Raw genomic sequence first — 25,422 nt, 5'->3', positions numbered from 1 at the left:
TTACCTCATCAATGTTATATCCAGTTGCGCTATCGCCTGCTGCACGGCTGGCGTTTGAAAATGCTCGCCGCACGTCGGCGCGCAGCGCACGTCAATTGTTTGCCCATTATACGCAAATTGCAAGCAATAGGCATGCAAATAAGTGCGGTCAGCGGCCTCACCGCCATAGCGTGCGTCGCCCAAAATAGGCACGCTGAGGCTTTTCATCGCCACGCGTAATTGGTGCGTTTTGCCGGTTTGCGGCATCAGGTGATAAAAGCGCAAATGCGGTGCCAGCGAAACACTTTCAAAGCGCGTCACGGCGGGGTTTTCTCGCCCCAAGCTTAGGCGATAGGCGCCATTGCGCGCTTTTTGCATATCCCCAATCACCCAGCCTTGCTTTTTCTTTGGCTTGCCTTTGGCGAGTGCGATATAATGCTTAACTATCGCCTTTTGGGCAAAAAGTTGCTGGAATTGCGCCGCACTTTGCGCCGATTTTGCTAAAATTAGCGCACCCGAGGTGGCTTTGTCCAAGCGGTGTACCAGCCACAATTTGGCCACGCCAAGCTCTTTTGCAACTTGCTCGAGCAAGCCTGTGGCGTTGTCGTCTTTGTGAACCGAAAGCCCAGGCGGTTTGTCCAACACCAAGAATTGCGGATGTTGATAGACAATACGAAAAGATGTTGTCATACTCCACCTTCGCTGTAATTAAAGATCAAATATAGTATGAATAGCTCGCTTTCGCAAATTTTAAGCATTTTAATCCCCACCACCATTTGGGTGCTCGGCATTGGCATCACCGCGCGTTTGGCGTTTAAAAAACAAGCCGTGTCGGTGACATTGGCGTGGTTTTGATTATTTTATGATCCCGATTTTTGGGATTATCGCGTATTTAATTTTAGGCGAAATCAAGCTTGGCCGCCGCCGGGCAGAAACCTTTAAAAAGCTCACACCGCTTTATCAGCAGTGGTTTCACAGCTTTGATGAGTGCTCCAACCTCACCTTGCGCCATGAGCATTTGCGCTTCAAACCGCTCTTTGCCTTGTGCCGCAAAGCCCTTGGCATCCCCTGCGTGTTGGGCAATGAGCTACATATTCTCAACACGCCCAGCGCGATTTTTGAAAGCCTGATTGCAGACATTGAACGCGCGCAACACAGCATTTCAATGACGTTTTACATCTGGGCGCAGCGTGGCTGGGTGGAAGAGATTAACCGCGCGTTAGAAAGTGCGGTTGCGCGCGGCGTGAAGGTGCAACTGCTGCTGGATTCTGTCGGCAGCAAGGCCTTTTTAGCCAGCCGCCGCTGCCGACAAATGCGCAGCCGTGGGATTCATATTGAAGAGGCGCTGCACGCTAATTTGATTCGGATGTTCTTCCGCCGCGCCGATTTGCGCCAACATCGCAAAATTGTGGTGATTGACGATTTTGTGGCCTACACTGGCAGCATGAATATGGTTGACCCGCTCTATTTCAAAGCCGATCGCAACGTGGGGCAATGGGTTGATATCATGGTGCGTATGCAAGGGCCGGTGGGGCTGATTTTGCAAGGCATTCACAACCTAGACTGGCAGATGGAAACCGGCAACGCGATCCATTTGCTGCCGCAATGCCCACTAAAACCACAACAACCGAGCGACACCCACGGCGTACAAATCCTGCCCTCTGGCCCTGGCTTTTCAGAGAGCATGATGAGCCAATCTCTGCTGCTGGCGATTAGCTCTGCGCGCGAGTCCATCACTATCACCTCGCCCTATTTTGTGCCGAGCCACACCATTGCCAGCAGCTTGGCCACCGCCGCCATCCGTGGCGTGACGGTCAACCTGATTGTGCCGAAGAAAAACGATTCTTGGCTGGTGCATTGGGCCAGCCGCACTTTTTTTGACGAATTGCTCAGCGCGGGCGTGAACATCTACCAATTCGACGGCGGGTTGCTGCACACCAAAAGCATTTTAATCGATCGCCGCCTAGCCCTGGTGGGCACCGTGAACATGGACGCACGTAGTTTTATGCTCAATTTTGAAGTCACTATGATTGTCGACGACTTGCGCTTTGGCGATGAGGTTGACCAACTGCAACAACGCTACATCACCCAATCGCACCTGCTCAACGCGCAACACTGGGCCAAGCGCCCCCTCCACCAACGCCTACTCGAACGCGTCTGCTTCTTGTTTAGCCCGTTGTTGTAGTCTTTGTGACAACGTCACACTAATCCAGCGCGTGGTAAAGTGCGGTTTCAAGCTTTTCGCACTGCTCGGGTGTGAGGGCTTCGCCGTGGGCATTTTGCAGGATAAAAAAGTCTTCCGCCTTTTCGCCGATGGTCATGATTTTGGCGTTAATCAGGCTTAAATTCTGCTCGCTAAAAATCGCGCTGATTTGTGCCAACAGGCCAGGTTTGTCGAGGGTGAAAATTTCAAGCTCGGTTTGATCGCGCTTGTCACGGTTTAAAAACCGCACTTGGGTGGTGATGGCAAAGTGATCTAGCCGCGTGTTTTGCCGCGGCGTGGCGGGCTGATATTCTCCGATCAGCGCAGCGTGCACCGCACTTTCAATCTCCCGCCGGCGGTCGAATTTGGCCAGCTCGCCGTTATGCTCGGTGAAAATAAAGCTATCGAGGCAGTAGCCATCATGGCTGGTGATGATTTGCGCATCGTGAATCGACACCTTTTTCGCCTCCAGCGCGCGGGCAATTTTGTTGAAGACGTAAGGCTTGTCTGGGCAATAGACAAACAGCTCCGAGCCACCACTGCTAAAGCGGTTGCTGGCCTTGCACACCAGCTCGGTGTTGGGCGTGATTAAACGCAGATGCCACGCCAACTGGGCGCCATTGTTGCGCAAAAAATACTCCTGCGGGCAGCGCGCCCAAAATGCCTGCACTTGCGCCATGCTCAAACGTTGTGTGCGAATCTCATCACTGAGCGCGTCAAGGGCTTGCAGGCGATGGGTGAGAATTTGCTCAGACACATCCAATGGCGCATCGTGACCAAGCTCCAGCTGCTTGGTGGTGAATTGATAGAGCGTTTGCAGCAGCGAGCGCTTCCAGCTATTCCAAAGTTGATTATTGGTCGCGCTGATATCCGCCACCGTGAGGCACAACAGATAATCCAACCGCACTTGGCTTTTCACTTTTTGCGCGAAGGTGTTGATAATCTCAGGGTCGTAAATATCCCGCCGCTGGGCGGTGATTGACATTACTAGATGGTTTTGCACCAGCCACGCCATGGTTTCCGCCTCGCTTTCACTGAAAAAATGCAGCTTAGCGAACTCATACACATCAATCGCGCCAAGCTCGGCGTGATCGCCGCCGCGGCCTTTGGCGATGTCATGAAAAAGTGCGGTGATATAAAGCAGCGCGCGACTTGGCAACTGCGGGAAAATCGCCGCACACAGCGGGTGAGCCTCACGGGCTTGCGCGCGCTGGAAGTTTTCAATATTCAGCAGCACGCGTAGCGTGTGTTCGTCCACCGTGTAGGCGTGGAACAGGTCAAATTGCATCAGCCCGTCAATATTATCCCACGCGCTGAAATAAGCGTTCAGCACGCCACATTGGCGCATCGGCACCAGCGCGCGGGCAATGGCGTAAGGCGCCTTGAGTAAGGTGACAAACGCGCGGCGCACGTCAGCGTCTTCAATCAAATCCTGCTGGCGTTGTGCAAGCGCGCGGCGCAATTGGCGCAAGGTGGCGGCGTGAATATAGCGCTCAGGTGCGGCAGTCAGGTGGATAAAAAGGCGGATAATCCGCTCAGGGTGCTCACCAAATGTGACGTTGTCACCGATTTGTATGGCGTTGCCTTGCAGCCAAAAATCCTCATCAAGTGCGCGCCGTGGCACGCCGTGGGTGGTGTGGAGAAATTGCTCGGCATAGTCTTGCAGCAGCATTTGGCTGAGCGCCATCACATTGTGCGTGTGGCGGAAATACTGGCGCATCATTGCCTCAACGGCGCGGTTGGCCTCGCTTTGCTCAAAGCCTAAAAGCGCACTTAAGCGCACTTGGTGGGCAAACAGCAAGCGATTGTCAGCACGTTTGAGGAGCAAATGCAGCGCAAACCGCACTTTGAATAAAAACTGCTGCGCACGGTGCAAAAGGTCAAATTCTTCTGGGTAGATAAAGCCCGATTGGCGCATCTGCTCAAGGCTTTGATCCCCGTTGTGGCGAAGCGTCAGCCAGCTGAGCAGATGCAGATCCCGCAAGCCGCCTGGGCTGTATTTGACATCAGGCTCAAGGTTGTAACTGGTGTTGTGAAAGCGTGCATAACGCTGCTCGCGCTCGGCCATCCGGCCGTGGTAATAAGCCGCCAGTGGCCAAAAATCCTCACGCTGCGAAAGTGCGGTTAGCGCTGTCGACAGTGTTTCATTGCCGCATAAAAGGCGCGCTTCCAAAAAGGTGGTAGCAATGCTCAAATCCGCTTGGCCATCGTGCTCGCATTGCGCCAAAGTGCGCACCGCCTGCCCGACATTCAAGCCGCAATCCCACAAAAATTGAATCAACTGCTGCCAGCGCTCGGTGAGCTTAGGTGAAAGTGCGGTTTGGCTAAGCAGCAGCACGTCAAGATCAGAGTGCGGGAACATCTCTTGGCGGCCGTAGCCGCCGACGGCGAGCAAACATAAAGTGCGGTCGTCAAGGCCATATTGGCGCCAAAGTGTGGTTAATAAGGCATCAAAATAGCGGCTGCGCGCGTGTAGCAATTCACCCACCGGCGTTGTGCTCAATTGCGCCATTTCGCGCGTTTTCAGCGCGGCGAGCTCGGCTTTGACGTCGGCAGGCGTGAGCATATCAGCTGTTATGCATTATGCGTGCGATGCGCCCTGCGGCGATTTCTTCATCGCGGATGGTCATGATTTCGCAGCCATCTTCGGTGATCACAATTTGGTGCTCGTATTGCGCCGACGGGCTGCGGTCTTTGGTTTTCACCGTCCAGCCGTCGCCCATCAAGCGAATCTCTTTGCGCCCAGCGTTGACCATCGGCTCAATGGTGAACACCATGCCCGGTTTTAAAATCACGCCACCGTCATCAGCATAATAATGCAGCACTTGCGGGTCACAGTGGAACTCGCTGCCCACGCCGTGGCCGCAGTATTCCCGCACCACCGAATAGCCTTTGCTTTCCACGTATTGCTGGATCACCTTGCCAATTTGGTTTAGCCGAATGCCAGCGCGCACGGTGTGCAGTGCTTTGTAGAGTGACTCTTGTGTCACTTCACACAGCCGCTTGCCTTTGATGGTTGGCTCGCCGACAAAATACATTTTGGAGTTATCGCCGAAAAAGCCGTCTTTAATCACGGTCACGTCAATGTTGACGATATCGCCGTTTTTCAACACACGTTCATCACTTGGAATGCCGTGGCAGACCACTTCATTGATGGAAATACACACCGATTTCGGGAAGCCGTGGTAGTTCAAACACGCCGGGATCGCCTGCTGGGTTTGGGTGATGTAATCGTGACAAATTTTGTCCAGCTCGCCGGTGGTGACGCCCGCTTTGACATAGGGCTCAATCATCACCAGCACATCTTGAGCCAGCGCGCACGCGGTGCGAATTTTCGCCAGCTCTTGCTCTGTACGAATAGGAATAGCCATGAGAAATCCTTTGTTAAATATGAGTGTTGGAATTATAACGCAAATCATTGTGATTGTAAGCGATAAATCCGCTTGAACACACGCGGGGAAAGTGTGATATAATCCGCCAATTCTCAATTTTATGGCGCAATAACTATGAACGATGCAATTCCTTTAACATTCACGGACGCGGCGGCCAATAAGGTCAAGGCACTGATTGCCGATGAAGAAAACCCGAATTTGAAACTGCGGGTGTATATCACCGGCGGCGGCTGCAGCGGCTTTCAATACGGTTTCACCTTTGATGAAAAAGTCAACGACGGTGATTTAACCATCGAGAAAAACGGCGTGGCGCTGGTGATTGACCCGATGAGTTTGCAATATTTGATCGGTGGCACCGTGGACTACACCGAAGGACTTGAAGGCTCGCGCTTTATCGTCGACAACCCGAATGCCACCACCACCTGCGGCTGCGGCTCGTCTTTTAGCATTTAAGGCGGATGGATTACCAATTTTCGTTTGATGCCACGCACACCTTGGTGGTGAAATGCTCCATGGGCCACGAGGCGATTGCCCGCTGGGCCAATGACGAGCTGCCCCACACAGCTGAGGCCATCAGCGCACTGAAAGCGCGCATTGAACGCGCCATCGCTCACCACCAAAGTGCGGTTGAAACCGTGCCTGGTCATGAGTTTGACCTCATCTTTGATGGCTGTGATGTGTGCGTGCTGGCCCACAGCCTAGGTGCGCCTTATGATGAAATGTTTGACGACGCCTTGCATGAATATGACGCCGAGCTTGTCGCCAGTTGCGGCAGTGATGATTTTGTGGCATTTTTAGAGCATCTGCAGGCGTTTTTGGCGGGGCGTTAATGATTTCAGTATTTGACCTTTTCAAAGTGGGCATTGGGCCGTCGAGCTCACACACCGTGGGGCCGATGAAAGCCGCACGCGCCTTTGTGCAAGAGCTTGCGCAACAAGGCCTGCTTGATGGCGTTGAGCGCATTGAAGTGGGCATTTACGGCTCGCTTTCGCTCACCGGCCTTGGCCACAGCACCGACACCGCACTTTTGCTTGGGCTGGCTGGCTTCAGCCCCGATGATGTGGAGATTGAGGCGATACCGCACTTTCTTGAGCGCGTTGAGCGCGACCAGCAGCTAGCACTCACTTCCAGCAAATCCATCGTCTTCATTCGCGCGCGGGATTTGGTGTTTCACCGCACTTTTTTACCGCTGCATGAAAACGGTATGCGCTTTCGCGCCTTTGCCGGCGGCGAGCTTTGCTATTCACAAACATATTACTCCATCGGCGGTGGCTTTATTGTTGATGAAGCGCATTTTAACCAAGTCGAAACTGCCCCGCAGCCGTTGCCGCTGCCCTATGCCAGTGCTGCAGATGTGCTCGCCGCTTGCGACAGCCACGGCATTGCCATTTCCACCTTTATGCTGAAAAACGAATGTGCCCTGCGCCCAATGGCGGAGGTGAAGGCCTATTTGCATCACATTTGGGCGACGATGTGGGCGTGCATTCAACGCGGCATGCACACCGAGGGCATTTTGCCTGGCAAGCTCAAGCTGCCCCGTCGCGCCACCGCGTTGCGCCGCTTGCTGGAATCCAACAATACGCTGTCAAACGACCCGATGAAGATCATCGATTGGGTCAATATGTTCGCGCTGGCCGTGAATGAAGAAAACGCCGCTGGCGGGCGGGTGGTGACTGCACCAACTAACGGCGCCTGCGGCATTGTGCCGGCGGTGTTGGCCTATTATCAACAGTTTATCTCACCGCTTAACGACGACATCATTGAGCGCTATCTCCTTAGCTGCGGCGTGATTGGCTCGCTGTATAAAATGAATGCTTCCATTTCAGGCGCCGAGGTGGGCTGCCAAGGTGAGGTGGGCGTGGCCTGCTCAATGGCAGCGGCCGGCTTGACCGAAATTCTCGGCGGCAGCCCTGAGCAGGTGTGCATTGCCGCTGAAATCGCGATGGAGCACAACCTTGGGCTGACCTGCGACCCCGTCAACGGCCAGGTGCAAGTGCCGTGCATTGAGCGCAACGCCATCGCCGCGGTGAAAGCCATCAACGCCAGCCGCATGGCGCTGCGGCGCACCACCCGCCCGTCAGTCACCCTTGATAAAGTGATTGAAACCATGTTTGAAACAGGCAAAGACATGAACGCCAAATACCGCGAAACGGCTACCGGTGGCTTGGCCATCAAAATCGTGCCTTGTGATTAATGATCACAGGGCTTGTTCTGCGCAGGCGAATAACTCATAGCACGGCTCAACCGCACTTTGCTTTTGAGGGCAAGCTTGAGTAAACTAGGCTTTTTATTTTAACCTAAAAAATATGCAGCCTTTATTCAACTTGCCCCTGCCCGCGCTTGCAGGGGATCATAAACGCTTAGGCAACCACATTGGTGATGCCGATGTGCTTGCCATTGCCCAAATTGCTGAGCAATCGGCGCGCTTGTGCGTGGTGGTGACACCTGACACCCGCGCCGCGCTCAATCTCGAGAAAAAACTGCGCTCGTTGAGCACGCTGCCGGTGTGCTTTTTCCCGGATTGGGAAACGTTGCCTTATGACAGCTTTTCGCCGCACCAAGATATTATCTCGGCTCGCTTAAGCGCGCTGTTTTTCCTGCAGCAATCACGCCACGGCGTGTTTATTTTGCCAGTCAACACCTTGATGCAGCGCCTGTGCCCACCGCACTTTTTGCAAAATAACGTTTTGCTGGTCAAATCAGGCGATACGCTCAAGATTGAGCAATTTCGCCGCCAGCTTGAAAGTGCGGGCTACCGCGCGGTAGAACAAGTGCTTGAGCACGGTGAATTTGCCATTCGTGGCGCACTGCTTGACCTCTTCCCGATGGGCAGCGATGTGCCGTTTCGGTTAGACTTTTTTGATAATGAAATCGACACCATCCGCACCTTTGATGTTGACAGCCAGCGCAGCTTAGACACCATCGCGCAAATCAATTTGCTGCCGGCGCACGAGTTCCCAACCGACGACAAAGCGATTGAGTTTTTCCGCACCCAATTTCGTGAACGCTTTGAAATCCGCCGCGACAGCGAGCATATTTATCAGCAAATTTCTAAAGGCACGCTGGCCGCGGGGATTGAATATTGGCAACCGCTCTTTTTTGAGCAGATGGCAACCTTGTTTGACTACCTGCCCGAAGGCGCGCTGTTTATCAATTATGCCAATAATGGGGATAAAGCTGAGCGCTTTTTTGCCGACACGCAAACACGTTTTGACAGCCGTAAAGTTGACCCGATGCGCCCGCTGCTGCCGCCCGATGAGCTCTGGCTGCGACCTGAGGCGGTGAATCGCGCGCTGAAAGATTACCCGCAAATCACCTTCACGCCGGAAAAATTGCGCAATTCGGTGCGCCAAACTAATCTGGCCGTTGAGCCGCTGCCAAACCTGGCGTTGGCAAACCAAAGCAAAGAGCCGCTGCAAGCGCTGCGTCAATTCCAAGAGGGCTTTGCAGGGCGAATTGTTTTTTCTGTCGAATCTGAAGGCCGGCGCGAAACCCTGCTTGATTTGCTCAAGCCGCTGAAACTCAAACCGCACTTTGCCGCCAGCTTGGGCGAATGCCAAAGTGCGGTCAACGTGCTTATCAGCCAGCTTGAGCACGGTTTTGCGAATCAAACCGTAGCGATCGTCACGGAAACAGACTTGCTCGGTGAGCGGGTGCAGCAACGCAAGCGCGATGCGCGCAAAAGCATCAACCCCGACACCCTCATTCGCCACCTCGCGGAGCTCAAACTCGGCCAACCCGTGGTGCATTTGGAGCACGGTGTGGGGCGCTACGGCGGCTTGACCACCCTGGAGGCCGGCGGCATAGCGGCAGAATATTTGGTGCTGGAATACGCCAATGAGGCCAAATTGTATGTGCCTGTTTCCTCACTGCATTTGCTCAGCCGTTATGTCGGCGGCAATGAAGACACCGCGCCACTGCACAAGCTCGGCAGTGATGCTTGGGCCAAAGCACGCAACCGCGCGGCGGAGAAAATCCGCGACGTGGCCGCCGAGCTGTTGGACGTTTACGCCAAGCGCGAAACACAAACGGGCTTTGCCTTTGAGTACAACCGTGAGGAATTTAAGCAGTTTTGCGACAGCTTCCCGTTTGAAGAAACCGCCGATCAAGCGATGGCGATCAACGCCGTGATCAGTGACATGTGCCAGCCCAAAGCGATGGACCGCTTGGTGTGTGGCGATGTTGGCTTTGGCAAAACAGAAGTGGCGATGCGCGCTGCGTTTTTGGCGGTCAACAACAACCGCCAAGTGGCCGTGCTGGTGCCCACCACACTGCTGGCGCAACAGCATTATGACAACTTTAAAGACCGCTTTGCCAATTTGCCGGTGAACGTGGAGGTGCTCTCGCGCTTCAAAACCGCGAAAGAGCAAAAGGCAATTTTAGCCGATTTGGCCGAAGGCAAGGTGGATATTTTGATCGGCACCCACAAGTTGCTGCAATCGGATGTGAAATTCAAGCGCCTTGGCCTGCTGGTGGTGGACGAAGAGCACCGCTTTGGTGTACGCCAAAAAGAGAAGATCAAACAGCTGCGCGCTAATGTGGACATTCTCACCCTCACTGCCACGCCAATCCCACGCACGCTCAACATGGCGATGAGCGGCATGCGCGATCTCTCCATCATCTCCACGCCTCCGGCGCGACGGCTGACGATCAAAACCTTTGTGCGCCAAAGTGACCCCCTCACCATTCGCGAGGCGGTGCTGCGGGAAATTTTGCGCGGCGGGCAGGTGTATTACTTGCATAATGATGTCTCCACCATTGAAAATTGCGCCGAAACGCTCGCCGAGCTAATTCCAGAGGCGCGCATCACCATTGGCCATGGGCAAATGCGCGAGCGCGAGCTTGAGCGCGTGACGAGTGATTTTTATCACCAGCGTTATAACGTGTTGGTCTGCTCCACCATTATTGAAACGGGCATTGACGTGCCGAGTGCGAACACCATCATCATTGAGCGGGCGGACAAATTTGGCCTGGCGCAACTGCATCAATTACGTGGCCGCGTGGGGCGCTCGCACCATCAAGCCTACGCCTATTTGCTCACACCGCACCCTAAACGCATGACGCCTGACGCGCGCAAACGCCTTGAAGCGCTCGAAAGCCTTGACAACCTTGGCGCCGGCTTTGTGCTCGCCACCCACGATTTAGAGATCCGCGGCGCCGGCGAGCTGCTTGGCGCGGAGCAAAGTGGGCAGATTGAGTCGATTGGCTTTTCGCTTTATATGGAGCTGCTGGAAAGTGCGGTCGACGCGCTCAAAAACGGCCGTGAGGCGAGCCTAGATGAGCTCACCGCACAGCAAGTGGACATTGACCTGCGCATCCCAGCCTTGCTGCCAGAGGATTATTTGGGGGATGTGAATATGCGCCTGTCGTTTTACAAACGCATTGCCAGCGCCAGCGACAGCCAAGGGCTCGATGAGCTGAAAGTGGAATTGATTGACCGCTTCGGCGCGCTGCCACAAGCAGCGAAAAACTTGATGCAAATTGCCCAGCTGCGCCAGCAGGCCAAGCCGCTCGGCATTCAAAAAATTGAAGCCTACGCGCAAGGCGGGCATATTGAGTTTAAACCCAACGTGGAGCTTGACCCGCAGCCGTTTTTGGCTCTAATCCGTGAAAACCCTGGCGTTTTCCGCTTTGACGGGCCGGCCAAATTCCGCTTTTCCACCGCACTTGAGGGCGCAGTTGAGCGGTTAGATTTTGTCACACAACTGTTGGCGAAATTGGCGTAATCAGGTATTGTATCCTCACGACCAATTCAAAGGAGCAGATATGTATTTTGATCAAATCAAGGCACAGTTGAGTGAGGCAGCAGGCGTGTTGGATGCGTTTTTAAGTGACGATGACAACATTGCACACATTGAGCAGGCGGCAAAGCTGCTTACGGCGAGTTTCAAGCAAGGCGGCAAGGTGCTCTCGTGTGGCAATGGTGGCTCGCATTGTGATGCAATGCACTTTGCTGAAGAGCTCACCGGCCGCTACCGCGAAAATCGCCCAGGCTACCCGGGCATTGCCATTTCAGACCCAAGCCATTTGAGCTGCGTGAGCAACGATTTTGGCTATGATTTTGTCTTCTCGCGCTATGTTGAGGCGGTGGGGCACACAGGCGATGTGCTGCTGGGCATTTCCACCTCGGGCAATTCGAAAAACATCCTCAATGCCATTGCTGCTGCGCGCGCCAAAGGCATGAACGTGATCGCCCTCACGGGCAAAGACGGTGGGCAGATGGCGGGGCTGGCCGATGTGGAGATTCGCGTACCGCACTTTGGCTATGCCGATCGCATTCAAGAAGTGCATATCAAAGTCATCCATATTTTGATTATGTTGATTGAAGCGGAAATGGAAAAAGCCTAACTTTTCACCACCACGGGGCGCTGCCCCGTTTCCCCTTAACGCCTATCTATGCACAAAAAATGCAATAAATTGAATTTTTATGCCATTTTTTGCCTTTTTTATGAAAAATTATTTGCATAAAAGCCGATTTGTGATTACCATTTAGCATCATTTATCAGCAAAGGCACTCGAGATGAGCATTCGCATTGAAAATCTCAATTTTTTCTACGGCAAAAAACAAGCCCTCTTTGATATCAATTTTGAAGCCAACAGCAGCGACATCGTGGTATTGCTCGGCTCCAGTGGTGCGGGCAAAAGTACGTTGATCCGCACCTTGAATTTGCTTGAAACGCCCCAATCTGGCCGACTGACCATCGCGGGCAATGAGTTTGATTTAAGTCTTGCGAAAACCGACCCGAAAAAAATCCGCAAATTGCGCACCGACGTGGGCATGGTGTTTCAACAATACAACCTGTGGCCGCACTACACGGTGCTGCAAAATTTGATTGAAGCGCCGATGAAAGTGCTCGGCATGAGCAAGACCGATGCCATTGAACGCGCCCAGCGCCTGCTCAAACGCCTGCGGGTGGAAGAGCACGCCGATCGCTACCCTTTGCATTTATCCGGCGGCCAGCAACAGCGGGTGGCCATTGCACGCGCTTTGATGATGAAGCCGCAAGTGCTGCTGTTTGATGAGCCGACCGCCGCGCTGGACCCTGCAATCACCGCGCAAGTGGTGGCGATTATTCAAGAGCTGCAAGGTATGGGCATCACGCAGGTGATCGTCACCCACGAGGTGGCGGTGGCACGCAAAGTGGCGACCAAAGTCATCTACATGGAGCACGGCCACATTGTCGAAATGGGCGATTCAAGCTGCTTTGAAAACCCACAAACCGAGGCCTTTGCCCAATATTTATCACACTAAACACAACATTCACTTAAGGAGATAACATGAAAAAAGTATTACTGACCGCACTTTTCGCCACCACCGCGATGAGCGCCAGCGCATTGGATATCACCTTTGCCACCGAGCCGACCTACCCTCCGTTTGAAAACACCGATTCCAACGGCAAAATCGTCGGGTTTGATATTGATATCGCCAACGCCATTTGTGCTGAAATCAAAGCCAACTGCACCTTCCAAAACCAAGCGTTTGACAGCCTTATCCCTGGCTTGAAATTCAAACGTTTTGACGCGGCGATTTCTGCCATCGACATCACCGACGATCGCGCCAAACAAGTGAGCTTCTCTGACCCGTACTACGACAGCTCTGCCAGCTTCATCGGCGTGAAAGGCAAAGCAACCCGTGAGAGCGCGAAAACCGTTGGCGTGCAAAACGGCACCACTTTCCAACAATATGTGGCTGAAAACGACAAACAATACAAAGCCAATGCATACGCCACCTTGCAAAGTGCGGTGCTGGATTTGAAAAACGGCCGTATTGACTTGATCTTCGGTGACACTGCGGTGCTGGCTGACTGGATGAAATCCGACGACAACCTTGCCTTCGCGGGTGAAAAAGTGACTGATCCGAAATTCTTCGGCACCGGCATGGGCATTGCGGTGAATAAGAGCAATACCGCACTTTTAGAGCAGCTCAACAAAGGCTTGGCCGCCATTAAAGCCAATGGCGAATACCAAAAAATCTACGACAAATGGATGAGCGGAAAATAATAAGCTGGCGTTATGTTTAATAACTTCCTTTCGCTGATGCTCAACGCCACCTTGATGACCATCGGGCTGGCGTTGTGCGCACTGCTGCTGGGGATGGTGCTGTCCATCCTCTTTGTGGTGCTGGAAACGGCGAAATTCAAATGGTTACGAGTTTCCACCTCGGTTTTGCTCACGCTATTTCGCGGCTTGCCTGAAATCTTGGTGGTGTTTCTTATTTACTATGGCTCCACCCAAGTGCTGTTTATGATAACGGGCGACTATGTCGAGTTTGGCGCCTTTGGTTGCGGGGTGATTGCGCTGGCGATTATTTTTGCCGCCTATGCTTCTCAATCCCTGCGTGGTGCCATTCAGGCCATCGCCTTGGGGCAATGGGAGTCCGCCGCTGCCTTGGGGCTGACACGCGCGCAGGCGTTCATTCATGTGATTATGCCGCAAGTGTGGCGCCATGCGCTGCCGGGCTTGAGCAATCAGTGGTTGGTGCTGCTCAAAGACACCGCACTTGTCTCTTTGATTGGGGTGAGTGACATTATGCGCCAAGCAGAATTGAATAACGCCAACACCCACCAGCCGTTTACGTGGTATGGGCTGGCGGCGATTTTGTATTTGGTGATCACCATTGTGAGCAAAATCGGCATTCGTCACCTTGAGCAACGGTTCACACGCTTTGAGCGGGAGGGCGCATGATTAGCGATTATTTTGCCACTATCGCACAAGGCATCCCAACGAGCTTGCTGCTTACACTCGTCTCGCTTGCCGTGGCCTTTGTGCTCGCCATTGTCTTCACCTTTATTTTAGCCTCCAATTTGCGCTGGCTGAAAATGCTGGTTAATGGCTACATCACCGTGTTCACCGGCACGCCACTGTTGGTGCAAATCTTTTTAATTTATGCAGGCCCTGGCCAATTTCAATGGATTATCGAAAGTCCATTTTGGCATTTGCTCTCTGATGCGTGGTTTTGCGCGATGCTGGCCTTGGCGCTCAACTCGGCGGCCTACTCTGCCCAATTGTTCTATGGCGCGGTGAAAGCCATCCCGAAAAGCCAATGGGAAGGCACCGCCGCACTGGGTTTAAGCCGCTGGCAAACCCTGCACATTTTGGTGCCGTTCGCCTTAAAACGCGCTTTGCCGTCGTACACCAATGAGATCATCTTGGTGTTTAAAGGCACGTCGCTGGCCTCGACCATCACCATTATGGACATCATGGGTTACGCCCGCCAGCTTTACGGCACGCAATACGACGCCTTGCTGATCTACGGCTTGGCTGGGGTGATTTATCTCGTCATCACCGCCATTGCCACCGTGCTGCTGCGTTATTTGGAAAATTACGTATTGCGCTTTGAGCGGCTTGAAACAAGCAAAGCCAACTAACAAAAAATAAAAGTGCGGTCAAACCGCACTTTTTATTTTACCAACTGCCGCCGGCGCCACCGCCACCGAATCCGCCACCGCCGAATCCGCCGCCGCTGCCACCACCAAAGCCGCCTCCGCCGAAACCGCCACCAAAGCCACCGCCAAACCCGCCACGGTCGTGACGAGAACGCGAGCGTCTCAGCGCACCTTCCACATTGCTTGGGCTGACATACACACTGCGGTGCCCACGCAGGATTTGGATAAAGACAAACAAGATAAACAGCTGCACCGCCAAGCCAATCAGCCAGCCTACGGTGTTATCCTCATCTGCTGGTGCTTGCGGGGCGTATTCCCCCACGCTGGCTTTGATGATCGCCTGCACGCCGTTGGCAATGCCTTGGAAATAGTTGCCTTGCTTAAATTGCGGCGTGATTTCATGGCGAATCAGCTGCGAGAGCAACGCATCGGGCAGTGCGCCTTCAAGCCCACGGCCGGTAGCGATGAACATTTTGCGATCATTTTTCGCAATCAGCATCAACACGCCGTTGTCTAAATTTTTTCGCCCCACACCCCAGTGGTCACCCAAGGCAAAGGCATATTCAGAGATGTCGTTGTCGCCGACACTGGGGAGCATCACCACCGTGATTTGCGAGCTGGTTTTGCGGCTGTAATCCTGCAAATAGCTCTCCAGCGTTTGGGTTTGCGCCGCTGTCAATGTGTGAGTGTAATCATTAACATAGCGAAACGGCGACGGCACAGGCGGGAATTCGCTCGCCGCATGGGCAACGCAGGCTACTAAGGCCAAGAGCAGCAGCAAAGTGCGGTGTAGGTATTTCATCGGATAATCACCTCATTTGGCAGCTCATCAACGTCGTCATCTTGATACGGGAAGTGTTCTGCCAAGCGCTCACCAATCAGCTCAATGGCATTGATGATGCCGTGAGTGAGGGCGTCCACACTGGCGTGTTGTGAAATCACATCACAACACTGCTGCCAAAATGCCGCCTCCACGCAGCAATCAATGCCACTGTCGCCAATCACGGCGCATTGGCGCTGATTGAGCGCCACATAAATCAACACACCATTGTGTAAGGCCGTTTGCGCCATGCCAAGCTCGGCAAACACCTGCTCAGCACGTGCCACAACGGGCGTGGTGTGGGATAACGCATCACCCAACTTGGCGTTTTTTTCGATAAACACCCGCAGCTCGGCCGACGAGCGCTTTTCTAAAGCGCTAATCGCCGCTTCCACTGCGGCGGTGTCAATGGCTGATTTTGCAAATAAAGGCATAAAACCGCACTTTTAGTTGAAGTTCACGACAGGTGCGTTTTCAGAGCCCGCTTGTGCTTTGAAATACGGTTTGTCTTTAAAGCCAAACAGCATCGCCACCAGTTTAGTTGGGAATTGGCGCACTTTTTGGTTGTACTCTTTCGCTGCGGCGTTGAAGTCGTTGCGCGCTTTGTTGATGCGGTTTTCCGTGCCTTCAAGCTGGGCTTGCAGGTTTAAAAATCCATCGTTGGCGCGCAATTCTGGGTAACGCTCAACGGTGACCAACAAACGTGACAACGCAGAGCTGACCTCGCCTTGATTTTGTTGGAATTGGTTCAACTGTTCTTGGGTCATGTTCGCTGGGTCAATTTTGGTTTGTGACGCTTTTGAGCGAGCATCTACCACGGCGGTGAGGGTTTCGCGTTCAAAATTCGCTTGGCCTTTTACAGTGTTGACCAAATTTGGAATCAATTCAGCGCGGCGTTGATATTGGGTTTCCACATTCGCCCACACCGAGTTAATTTGCTCTTCCGCGCGCACCAAGCCGTTGTAGCTCGACATCAACGTGAAGCCTGCGATCACCGCGATGACAATAATAACCAACCATTTTTCATGATATTTCCTTAAAATAAAAGCACGCAACGTGCGGTTCAATCAAAACTCTATTGTGCGCAACTTTGCACAAAATTGCAATCACAACACCACGGTGCAAAGTGCGGTTTGAGGCATAAAAAAGGAACGCGAACGTTCCTTTTATCACTTGCAAGCAAGTTACAGTGCAGATTTTGCTTTTTCAACTAAGGCTGTGAATGCCACTTTGTCGAATACAGCAATGTCTGCCAAAATTTTACGGTCGATTTCAACAGAGGCTTTTTTCAAACCATTGATGAAACGGCTGTAAGACAATCCGTTTTGACGAGCCGCTGCGTTGATACGCGCGATCCACAATTGACGGAATTGACGTTTGCGTTGACGACGGTCACGGTAGGCATATTGACCTGCTTTGATAACCGCTTGGAAAGCAACGCGATACACGCGAGAACGCGCACCATAATAACCTTTAGCAGCCTTAAGAACTTTCTTATGACGAGCTCTGGCAACAACACCACGTTTTACACGGGCCATAGGGAATCTCCTTGAATATTTTTAACTAAGATGAACTAGACGTACGGCAAACAAGCAACGACTAATACTTGATCGGATTTGGCAACCATGGATTTATGGCGCAAATGACGTTTACGTTTAGTTGACTTCTTGGTCAAAATATGACGCAAGTGAGATTGTTTACGCTTAAAACCGCCAGAAGCTGTTTTTTTGAAACGCTTCGCAGCACCGCGTACTGTTTTAATTTTTGGCATAATTTGGATAACTCCGCATTGTATTGTTAATCAAACAAAATAATCAGGCGTAAAAGTGCGGTTGCACTCTTAACTTGCAAGCCTCATTACTTTTTCTTAGGGGCAAGCACCATCACCATTTGACGGCCTTCCAGTTTGGATGGAGCGGACTCCACCACGGCGATGTCTGCGAGATCGTTTTTCACACGCTCAAGCAGATCGACCCCGATTTGTTGATGGGCCATTTCACGTCCGCGAAAGCGGATAGTGATTTTGGTTTTATCCCCATCTTCGAGGAAACGTGTCAGGCTGCGTAGTTTTACCTGATAGTCACCCTCGTCTGTACCAGGTCGGAATTTGATTTCCTTAACCTGAACAACTTTTTGCTTTTCTTTTGCTCTTTGGCAATTTTACTTTTTCGTAGAGGAATTTACCGTAGTTCATAATGCGGCACACTGGTGGCTCCGCATTCGGGCTGATTTCCACTAAATCAAGCGCGGCTGCTTCCGCTTTTTCCAACGCTTCTTGAATATCGACAATCCCAACTTGCTCGCCTTCGGCGTCAATCAAACGAACTTCTTTCACTTTGATTTCTTCATTAATACGATTCGGGCGATTTGCTTGAACTCTTTTCACAGTCTTAATAATCTCATTCCTTTACTGGTTAAAATTTCGCCGCACTTGGCAGCCCTCAAGCTTTCGAAAAAGCATAACGCACGGATTATACGCACTCTTAAAATGATTTGCAAGCGCTGACCGCACTTTGCTTTCGTGGGCTATTAGAATACAAGGCAGATGCTAACAATATTTTATTCCCAGTACTCATAAAAGAGTTCCTTATTAGAAATTATAATATTGCTGTAAATAGTCGTCTAATTTTGCATCATTATCTGTATCTCCAACGCTTTTATAACCACCAGCAAGATATGCAGGATAAAGCCCATAAACATCTTGAACTGAAGCTATAATTTTATGAATTATCGGATCATAGTACAGATAATAAGTTGCATCAAAAACACAACCCCCAAAGCTTTTTCTATCCTTTCTATTATAATGATCATATAAAATAATACGTGTTTTTTCATCAATAAAACTGGCATCATAAATTCGCCCTTCAAACTCAAGCATTTTAGGAAATTGAATATCACTGTGCTCAACTTCCCGTAAAAACTTCCATTCTAACGGTGGAGTCGAAGGGGTTGCAACGGTGGTGATTCCTCTCAACCTACGCCATTCATCGGGTTTGACATAAATTTTAATGGCATCTTTCTCTATCATTTTGGCACGGATAGGGGTGGTGATTTCGGCAATAATCCAAGGTTGAAACGGTAAATAAAAAGATAGGCAAAGAACAAACAGACGAAATGCCTTGGTTTACATTTGGATAAAAAATTCAATAATTTGCTCATAGTTTATTCTTCGCAATAAAAAAGCAAGCCCAAGGCTTGCTTTTCTTATTACTCTTCGCTGGTGAGCTTGAGTTCACGGTTGTGGACTTGTTGTTTGAGTTGTTCCACAAACTCATCCACGGCGATGGCGCCAAGGTCTTTACCTTTGCGGGTGCGCACGGCGATTTTGCCTTCTGCCATCTCTTTGTCACCGCACACGAGCATATACGGCACGCGTTGCAAGGTGTGTTCGCGGATTTTAAAGCCGATTTTTTCATTGCGTAGATCGGTTTTCACCCGCAGGCCAGCGTCGGAGAGTTTTTTCGCAACCTGTTGCACATAATCCGATTGGCTGTCGGTGATGTTCATCACCACCGCTTGAGTTGGCGCTAGCCACGCTGGGTAGAAGCCGGCGTATTCTTCGGTGATAATCCCGATAAAGCGCTCAAGGGAGCCTAAAATCGCACGGTGGATCATCACCGGCGTTCTGCGCTCGTTGTCTTCCGCCACATAAGAGGCATTCAAGCGGCCAGGCAGCGCGAAGTCGAGCTGGATGGTGCCGCATTGCCATTCGCGGTCAAGGCAGTCGTGCAATGTGAATTCAATTTTCGGGCCGTAGAACGCGCCTTCGCCTTCTTGAATTTCAAATTTTAAGCCGTTGTGCTCAAGTGCAGCGGCAAGGTCAGCCTCCGCTTTATCCCACATTTCATCACTGCCGATGCGTGATTCTGGGCGGGTGGAGAGTTTGACATCAATGTCTTTAAAGCCAAAGGTGCTGTAAATGTCATACACCATTTTGATGCACGAGGTTACTTCGCCTTCCACCTGCTCTTCGGTACAGAAAATATGCGCATCATCTTGGGTAAACCCGCGCACGCGCATCAAGCCGTGCAGGGAGCCCGACGGCTCGTTGCGGTGGCATGAGCCAAACTCGGCCATGCGCAGTGGCAAATCACGGTACGATTTCAGCCCTTGGTTGAAAATTTGCACGTGCCCTGGGCAGTTCATCGGTTTGATGGCGTATTCACGGTTTTCCGATGAAGTGGTGAACATCAAATCACCGTAGTTTTGCCAGTGGCCAGTGCGCTCCCACAATACACGATCCATCATAAATGGCCCTTTCACTTCTTGATAATCGTATTGTTTCAATTTAGTGCGCACGAATGTTTCCAGCTCGCGGAAAATCGTCCAGCCATTGTTGTGCCAAAACACCATGCCTGGCGCTTCTTCTTGCATGTGGTAGAGATCAAGCGCTTTGCCGATTTTGCGGTGGTCGCGTTTGGCGGCCTCTTCAAGGCGTTGCAAATAAGCGGCTAGTTGTTTTTATCCGCCCACGCGGTGCCGTAGATGCGTTGCAGCATTTTGTTGTCGGAATTACCGCGCCAGTAGGCGCCCGCCACTTTTTGCAGCTTGAAATGGTGGCAGAATTTCATGTTCGGCACGTGTGGGCCGCGGCACATATCAATGTATTCTTGGTGATGATAAAGCGCAGGGGTGGCGTCTTTCGGGATATTTTCATCCAAAATGGCCAGTTTGTATTCTTCACCGCGCGCTTTAAAGGTGTCGTAGGCTTTTTGCCAGTCAACCACTTCTTTCACCACGTCGTAGTCAGTTTTCGCCAGCGCCAGCATCCGTTTTTCGAGCGCGTCAATGTCTTCAGCAGTCAAAGAGCGGTCGAGATCCACATCGTAATAAAAGCCATTGTCGATCGTCGGCCCAATCGCCATTTTTACATCGGGGAAAAGTTGCTTGATCGCGTGGCCCAACAAGTGTGCGCACGAGTGGCGGATGATTTCTAACCCGTCTTCGTCTTTGGCGGTGATGATTTCCAATGTGCTGTCATCGGTTATGAGATCGCAGGCGTCTTTGCGCTCGCCATTCACACGCCCTGCAATACAGGCTTTGGCCAAGCCGCTGCCAATGCTGGCGGCAACGTCATGAACGGATACAGCGTGCTCAAATTCACGTTTTGAGCCATCGGGTAAAGTAATAACTGGCATAAAATGTCCTTTTACAGTGGTCGCCCCTACGTAAGGCAACATGTGGTTGAAAAAATAATCACAGCTCATGCGGCCTTGACCCACAATGTCGAGGCAAGCACAAGCTAATAGGGGCGATAGTATAGCACCATTTTCGCCCAACCGCACTTTTATTGAGAGCTTGATCACAAAAGTGCGGTTTGTTTGCTGAAATCGCAGTGCGCGCGCGCAAAATGCTATACAATAACAATAGGATAATAGCCAAGGGGGTGGAATATGTGGAAAGCGATTTCGCAACTGTTAGCCGATCAGCTCGGCGCATATTATTCAATCAAGTCGAAAGAGGCGGTGCAAGACGGCGAGCAACACCACGCGTGGGTGATTGACGACGGCACGCTGCCTGTGTTTGTGAAAGCCAATGACCGCACTTTTCGCTCCACCTTCCGCGCAGAGGCCGACCAGCTTGAAGCGCTTGCCGCCACCAAAACCGTGCGCGTGCCGCGCGTTTACGGCGTGGGCTGCTCGGAAAACAGCAGCTTTATCGTGATGGAATACCTCCCGCTTGAGCCGATTTCCCCCGCACACTTTGGCGAGCTGGGCCGCCAGCTGGCGCGGCTGCACAGTTTCAATACCACCGACAGCTACGGCTTTGACTACGACACCTGGCTTGGGCCGGTTTATCAACCCAACGCCTGGCGCAAAAATTGGAGCACCTTTTTTGCTGAAAACCGCATTGGTTGGCAGCTGCAATTGTGCAAAGAAAAGGGCATTAATTTTGGTAATTTTGAAAATATTATCTCGGCGGTGAGCTTTCACCTTGCAAAACACCAGCCGCAGCCTGCCCTGCTGCACGGCGCGTTTTGCCGCAAAAATCAAGGCCTCAGCCAAGGGGAAATTGTGCTATTTGACCCCGCGTGCTATTGGGGCGATCGCGAGTGCGATTTGGCACTCAATGCGCTGTTTGAACATGATCTTGAGGCGTTTTATCAAGGTTACAGCGAGATTTGCCCAATCGATCAAGGTTATGCCTATCGCCAAACCATTTATCAGCTCTATTATCTGCTCAACTTCAGCCACCGCTTTGGCGGGGATTATATCGAGCAGGCGATGGAACAGATTGATTTAATTAGCTAAAGGTAAAGTGCGGTTTTGACCGCACTTTTATTTTTCCAGCGGTGCCAGGCCTGGCAAGCTTGCAAAACTTTTCGCTTTCACGGTGTGATAAAAATCCTGCATAAAGGCGCGCTCGGCGTCGGTTTCACGCATGGCGGCATAAAGTTGGCTGAAAAGCCCTTTGCGGGTGATTTTGCGCGCCACCACATAGCCGCGTTCAAGATACGGCAACACCGCCCAATACGGCAGCGCGGCCACACCACGGCGGCTAGCCACCAATTGAATAATGGCAATCGTCAGCTCGCTGGTGCGCCTCTCAGGGCGGATGCCTTTCGGGCTGAGCACTTTGCGCACCAAATCCAGCATATCATCAGGCACGGGATAGGTGATCAAGGTCTCATCGATAAAATCCTCCGCCTGCCAAGTGTTTTTGTTCGCCAGCGGATGATCTTTGCTGCACAGGCCGACCATTTCATAGGCAAAGAGCGGTTTGTGCACAATGCCTGGGGTTTCTTCAATTTCAGAGACGATCGCCAAATCCGAGCGGTGGGTGAGCAAAAGCCCGATAGCATCGGTATGAAAGCCAGAGACAATATCCAACTCCACCAGCGGCCAATGCTGGCGGAACGCGTCCATCGCAGGCATCAGCCAGTCAAAGCAGGTGTGGCACTCCACCGCAATGCGCAATTCACCTGCGTCGCCCTCTTTCACGCGCACAATGTCAAGCTCAGCCTCGGCGATTTTTGGCAAAATGTCGTAGGCGAGTTTGATCAAGCGCTCACCGGCGGCAGTGAAATGCAGCGGCTGGGTTTTGCGCTCAAACAGCGTCAAGCCGTATTGCTCTTCAAGCTGCTTGATTTGGTGCGACAGCGCAGATTGCGTGAGGTACACTCGCTGTGCGGCAAGGGAAACACTGCCCGCCTCTTTCAGCGCAACCAAAGTTTTCAAATGGCGTAGTTCTAAAAATATCGGCTTCATTAATCAAATTCATAGTTATGTGAAAATTATGATGTTGCATAATACCCTAAAATCTTGCATTCTGCATCACAGATAGACATTTAGACGTCTATTTGAGATTAAAAAAATAAAACTGGAGAAAACTATGACGACATTTCATTTAAGCGGCTTTCCGCGTGTGGGTGCAAAACGTGAATTAAAATTCGCGCAAGAGCGTTACTGGCGCAAAGAATTGGGCGAGCAAGATCTGTTAGATTTAGCCAAAGCCCTGCGTGAAAAAAACTGGAAACACCAAGCTGAAGCGAGCGCGGACTACGTGGCCGTGGCTGATTTCACGTTCTATGATCACATTTTAGACCTGCAAGTGGCCACCGGCGCCATCCCAGCACGTTTTGGGTTTGACAGTCAAAAATTGACATTAGAACAATTTTTCGAACTGGCTCGCGGCAACAAAACACAACACGCCATTGAAATGACCAAATGGTTTGATACCAACTATCACTATCTCGTGCCAGAATTTTTGAAAGACACCGAGTTCAAAGCCAACCCTGCGCATTATGTACAACAAGTGCAAGAAGCCAAAGCGCTTGGCTTGACACCGAAAGCCACCTTAGTGGGCCCAATCTCGTTCTTGTTCTTAGGTAAAGAAAAAGGCAAAGAAGCGTTTGACCGTTTGTCACTGTTGCCAAAACTGTTGCCTGTCTATGCAGAAATCTTAAGTGCGGTTGCCAAAGCAGGTTGTGAATGGATTCAAATCGATGAGCCAATTTTGGCCGTTGACTTGCCACAAGCGTGGCTGGATGCCTTCAAAGACACCTACGCGCAATTGAGCAAAGTGGATGCCAAATTATTGCTGGCAACTTATTTCGGCTCGGTGGCAGAACACGCGGCTTTACTCAAAAGTTTGCCAGTCGACGGCTTGCACCTTGATTTGGTGCGCGCACCTGAACAAATTGACGCGTTCAAAGATTATGACAAAGTGCTTTCTGCTGGCGTGATCGACGGGCGTAACATTTGGCGTGCCAACTTAAATGCCGTGCTTGATGTGCTTGAGCCATTAAAAGCGCAATTGGGTGATCGTTTGTGGATCGCGCCAAGCTGCTCTCTGCTGCACGTGCCGTATGATTTGTCAGTTGAAACCAAATTAGACCAAGACCTCTACTCATGGCTTGCCTTCTGCTTGCAAAAAGTCGACGAGTTGCGTGTATTGAAAACCGCACTGAATGACGGCCGTAGCGCTGTACAAGCGGAACTTGACGCCAGCCAAGCCGCGGCTGATGCGCGCGCCAGCTCTAAAGCGATTCACCGCCCAGAAGTGGCTGCCCGCTTGAAAGATTTGCCAGCCAATGCGGATCAACGTAAATCCCCATTCGCGCAACGGATTAAATTGCAACAAGAATGGCTGAAGCTGCCATTGTTGCCAACCACCAATATCGGGTCATTCCCACAAACCACCGAAATCCGCCAAGCCCGTGCAGCCTTCAAAAAAGGCACACTCTCGGCTGAAGATTACGAAGCGGCGATGAAAAAAGAGATCGCCTATATCGTTGAACAACAAGAAAAATTGGATCTCGACGTGCTCGTTCACGGTGAGGCAGAACGTAACGACATGGTGGAATATTTCGGCGAATTGCTTGACGGCTATGCGTTCACCAAATTCGGTTGGGTGCAAAGCTACGGCAGCCGCTGCGTTAAGCCACCAATTATCTTCGGCGACGTGGTCCGCCCAGAGCCGATGACTGTTTCATGGTCAACTTATGCCCAAAGCCTGACTAAAAAACCTATGAAAGGCATGCTCACAGGCCCGGTTACCATGCTGCAATGGTCATTTGTACGCAACGACATTCCGCGTTCACAAGTGTGTAAACAAATCGGCTTGGCATTGAATGACGAAGTGCTTGACCTTGAAAAAGCAGGCATCAAAGTGATTCAAATCGACGAGCCAGCCATTCGTGAAGGCTTGCCGCTCAAACGCGCTGATTGGGATGAATACCTCAACTGGGCAACAGAAGCGTTCCGTTTGACATCACACGGTGCAGAAGACTCCACTCAAATCCACACTCACATGTGTTATTCTGAGTTCAACGACATTCTGCCAGCGATTGCCTCAATGGATGCTGATGTGATCACGATCGAAACCTCACGTTCAGATATGGAACTGCTCACCGCCTTTGGTGACTTCAAATATCCAAACGACATTGGCCCAGGTGTTTACGACATCCACAGCCCGCGCGTGCCACAAGCGAGCGAAATCGAGCACTTGCTGCGTAAAGCGCTGGATGTTATCCCCGCTGAGCGTTTGTGGGTCAACCCAGACTGCGGCTTGAAAACCCGCGCCTGGCCTGAAACCAACGCCGCGTTGGAAGTGATGGTGAACGTCACCAAACAATTACGTAAAGAGTTGAACTAATCAACCAAAACACAACCTCAAAGCCACTGCGTGCAGTGGCTTTTT

Annotated in this window: 21 protein-coding genes and 3 pseudogenes; 12 read left to right on the top strand and 12 right to left on the bottom strand. The window is 51.7% G+C overall.

The window, feature by feature from the left end; all coding sequences use genetic code 11:
- On the bottom strand, positions 1-669 hold the full coding sequence (locus tag HPC37_RS03495; RefSeq protein WP_208121835.1) for a TIGR01621 family pseudouridine synthase: 669 nt from the start codon (positions 667-669) through the stop codon (positions 1-3).
- Between the two features lie 36 nt (positions 670-705).
- Here HPC37_RS03495 and cls point away from each other — a divergent pair.
- A pseudogene (gene cls / locus HPC37_RS03490) lies at positions 706-2,164 on the top strand (cardiolipin synthase).
- Between the two features lie 19 nt (positions 2,165-2,183).
- Here cls and glnD read toward each other — a convergent pair.
- Together glnD and map are read right to left on the bottom strand one after the other, a co-directional pair.
- Positions 2,184-4,748 (bottom strand): bifunctional uridylyltransferase/uridylyl-removing protein GlnD, encoded by a 2,565-nt coding sequence (gene glnD, locus HPC37_RS03485; RefSeq protein WP_208121834.1) that lies wholly within the window; start codon positions 4,746-4,748, stop codon positions 2,184-2,186.
- Position 4,749: 1 nt separating this feature from the next.
- Entirely contained in the window at positions 4,750-5,553 is an 804-nt protein-coding gene (gene map / locus HPC37_RS03480; protein WP_208121833.1) for a type I methionyl aminopeptidase, read from the bottom strand.
- Positions 5,554-5,688: 135 nt separating this feature from the next.
- Here map and erpA point away from each other — a divergent pair, with 135 nt between their 5' ends.
- The 9 genes from erpA to artM all read left to right on the top strand — a co-directional run bounded on the left by erpA (position 5,689) and on the right by artM (position 14,942).
- Positions 5,689-6,027, top strand: a complete 339-nt coding sequence (gene erpA, locus HPC37_RS03475; protein WP_208121832.1) for an iron-sulfur cluster insertion protein ErpA — start codon at positions 5,689-5,691, stop codon at positions 6,025-6,027.
- A 5-nt stretch (positions 6,028-6,032) separates the two neighbouring features.
- On the top strand, positions 6,033-6,404 hold the full coding sequence (locus HPC37_RS03470; RefSeq protein ID WP_208121831.1) for a YacL family protein: 372 nt from the start codon (positions 6,033-6,035) through the stop codon (positions 6,402-6,404).
- Positions 6,404-7,768: an L-serine ammonia-lyase gene (locus tag HPC37_RS03465; protein WP_208121830.1), complete on the top strand. Its 1,365-nt coding sequence runs from the start codon at positions 6,404-6,406 to the stop codon at positions 7,766-7,768. Before HPC37_RS03470 ends, HPC37_RS03465 begins: the two co-directional genes overlap by 1 nt.
- 112 nt (positions 7,769-7,880) lie before the next feature.
- Positions 7,881-11,300 carry a transcription-repair coupling factor gene (gene mfd / locus HPC37_RS03460; protein ID WP_208121829.1) on the top strand — a complete coding sequence of 1,140 codons (3,420 nt, stop codon included), beginning with the start codon at positions 7,881-7,883 and terminating at the stop codon, positions 11,298-11,300.
- A gap of 40 nt (positions 11,301-11,340) precedes the next feature.
- Complete coding sequence (gene lpcA, locus HPC37_RS03455) at positions 11,341-11,922, top strand: D-sedoheptulose 7-phosphate isomerase (protein WP_208121828.1); 582 nt, start codon at positions 11,341-11,343, stop codon at positions 11,920-11,922.
- 172 nt (positions 11,923-12,094) lie between these two features.
- On the top strand, positions 12,095-12,826 hold the full coding sequence (gene artP / locus HPC37_RS03450; protein ID WP_208121827.1) for an arginine ABC transporter ATP-binding protein ArtP: 732 nt from the start codon (positions 12,095-12,097) through the stop codon (positions 12,824-12,826).
- Between the two features lie 26 nt (positions 12,827-12,852).
- Entirely contained in the window at positions 12,853-13,575 is a 723-nt protein-coding gene (locus HPC37_RS03445) for an arginine ABC transporter substrate-binding protein (protein ID WP_208121826.1), read from the top strand.
- Between the two features lie 12 nt (positions 13,576-13,587).
- Positions 13,588-14,259 carry an arginine ABC transporter permease ArtQ gene (gene artQ, locus HPC37_RS03440; protein ID WP_208121825.1) on the top strand — a complete coding sequence of 224 codons (672 nt, stop codon included), beginning with the start codon at positions 13,588-13,590 and terminating at the stop codon, positions 14,257-14,259.
- A complete protein-coding gene (gene artM / locus HPC37_RS03435) occupies positions 14,256-14,942 on the top strand; it encodes an arginine ABC transporter permease ArtM (RefSeq protein WP_208121824.1) in 687 nt (228 codons plus the stop codon). Before artQ ends, artM begins: the two co-directional genes overlap by 4 nt.
- 37 nt (positions 14,943-14,979) lie before the next feature.
- Here artM and HPC37_RS03430 read toward each other — a convergent pair whose 3' ends face one another.
- The 8 genes and pseudogenes from HPC37_RS03430 to thrS form a co-directional block, all read right to left on the bottom strand.
- Complete coding sequence (locus tag HPC37_RS03430; RefSeq protein WP_208121823.1) at positions 14,980-15,762, bottom strand: TPM domain-containing protein; 783 nt, start codon at positions 15,760-15,762, stop codon at positions 14,980-14,982.
- Positions 15,759-16,214, bottom strand: a complete 456-nt coding sequence (locus tag HPC37_RS03425; RefSeq protein ID WP_208121822.1) for a TPM domain-containing protein — start codon at positions 16,212-16,214, stop codon at positions 15,759-15,761. The genes HPC37_RS03430 and HPC37_RS03425 overlap by 4 nt, the downstream gene beginning before the upstream one ends.
- 12 nt (positions 16,215-16,226) lie before the next feature.
- Positions 16,227-16,754 carry a LemA family protein gene (locus tag HPC37_RS03420; protein ID WP_208121850.1) on the bottom strand — a complete coding sequence of 176 codons (528 nt, stop codon included), beginning with the start codon at positions 16,752-16,754 and terminating at the stop codon, positions 16,227-16,229.
- A gap of 210 nt (positions 16,755-16,964) precedes the next feature.
- A complete protein-coding gene (gene rplT, locus HPC37_RS03415) occupies positions 16,965-17,318 on the bottom strand; it encodes a 50S ribosomal protein L20 (RefSeq protein ID WP_208121821.1) in 354 nt (117 codons plus the stop codon).
- Between the two features lie 35 nt (positions 17,319-17,353).
- Entirely contained in the window at positions 17,354-17,551 is a 198-nt protein-coding gene (gene rpmI, locus HPC37_RS03410; RefSeq protein WP_208118049.1) for a 50S ribosomal protein L35, read from the bottom strand.
- Positions 17,552-17,637: 86 nt separating this feature from the next.
- A pseudogene (infC, locus tag HPC37_RS03405) lies at positions 17,638-18,115 on the bottom strand (translation initiation factor IF-3).
- A gap of 255 nt (positions 18,116-18,370) precedes the next feature.
- Complete coding sequence (locus tag HPC37_RS03400) at positions 18,371-18,808, bottom strand: hypothetical protein (protein WP_235961355.1); 438 nt, start codon at positions 18,806-18,808, stop codon at positions 18,371-18,373.
- Positions 18,809-18,987: 179 nt separating this feature from the next.
- A pseudogene (thrS, locus tag HPC37_RS03395) lies at positions 18,988-20,918 on the bottom strand (threonine--tRNA ligase).
- 255 nt (positions 20,919-21,173) lie between these two features.
- Here thrS and HPC37_RS03390 point away from each other — a divergent pair.
- Entirely contained in the window at positions 21,174-22,031 is an 858-nt protein-coding gene (locus HPC37_RS03390; protein WP_208121820.1) for a fructosamine kinase family protein, read from the top strand.
- A gap of 27 nt (positions 22,032-22,058) precedes the next feature.
- Here HPC37_RS03390 and HPC37_RS03385 read toward each other — a convergent pair whose 3' ends face one another.
- On the bottom strand, positions 22,059-22,988 hold the full coding sequence (locus HPC37_RS03385; protein WP_208121819.1) for a LysR family transcriptional regulator: 930 nt from the start codon (positions 22,986-22,988) through the stop codon (positions 22,059-22,061).
- A gap of 124 nt (positions 22,989-23,112) precedes the next feature.
- Between HPC37_RS03385 and metE the strand changes: the two genes are divergently transcribed.
- A complete protein-coding gene (gene metE / locus HPC37_RS03380) occupies positions 23,113-25,377 on the top strand; it encodes a 5-methyltetrahydropteroyltriglutamate--homocysteine S-methyltransferase (RefSeq protein ID WP_208121818.1) in 2,265 nt (754 codons plus the stop codon).
- Positions 25,378-25,422: the final 45 nt, after the last annotated feature.

Source organism: Spirabiliibacterium mucosae (assembly GCF_014884965.1).
GTDB lineage: Bacteria > Pseudomonadota > Gammaproteobacteria > Enterobacterales > Pasteurellaceae > Spirabiliibacterium > Spirabiliibacterium mucosae.
The sequence above is the reverse complement of the archived record's forward strand: the minus strand, read 5'-3'. Positions and strand labels throughout refer to the sequence as shown.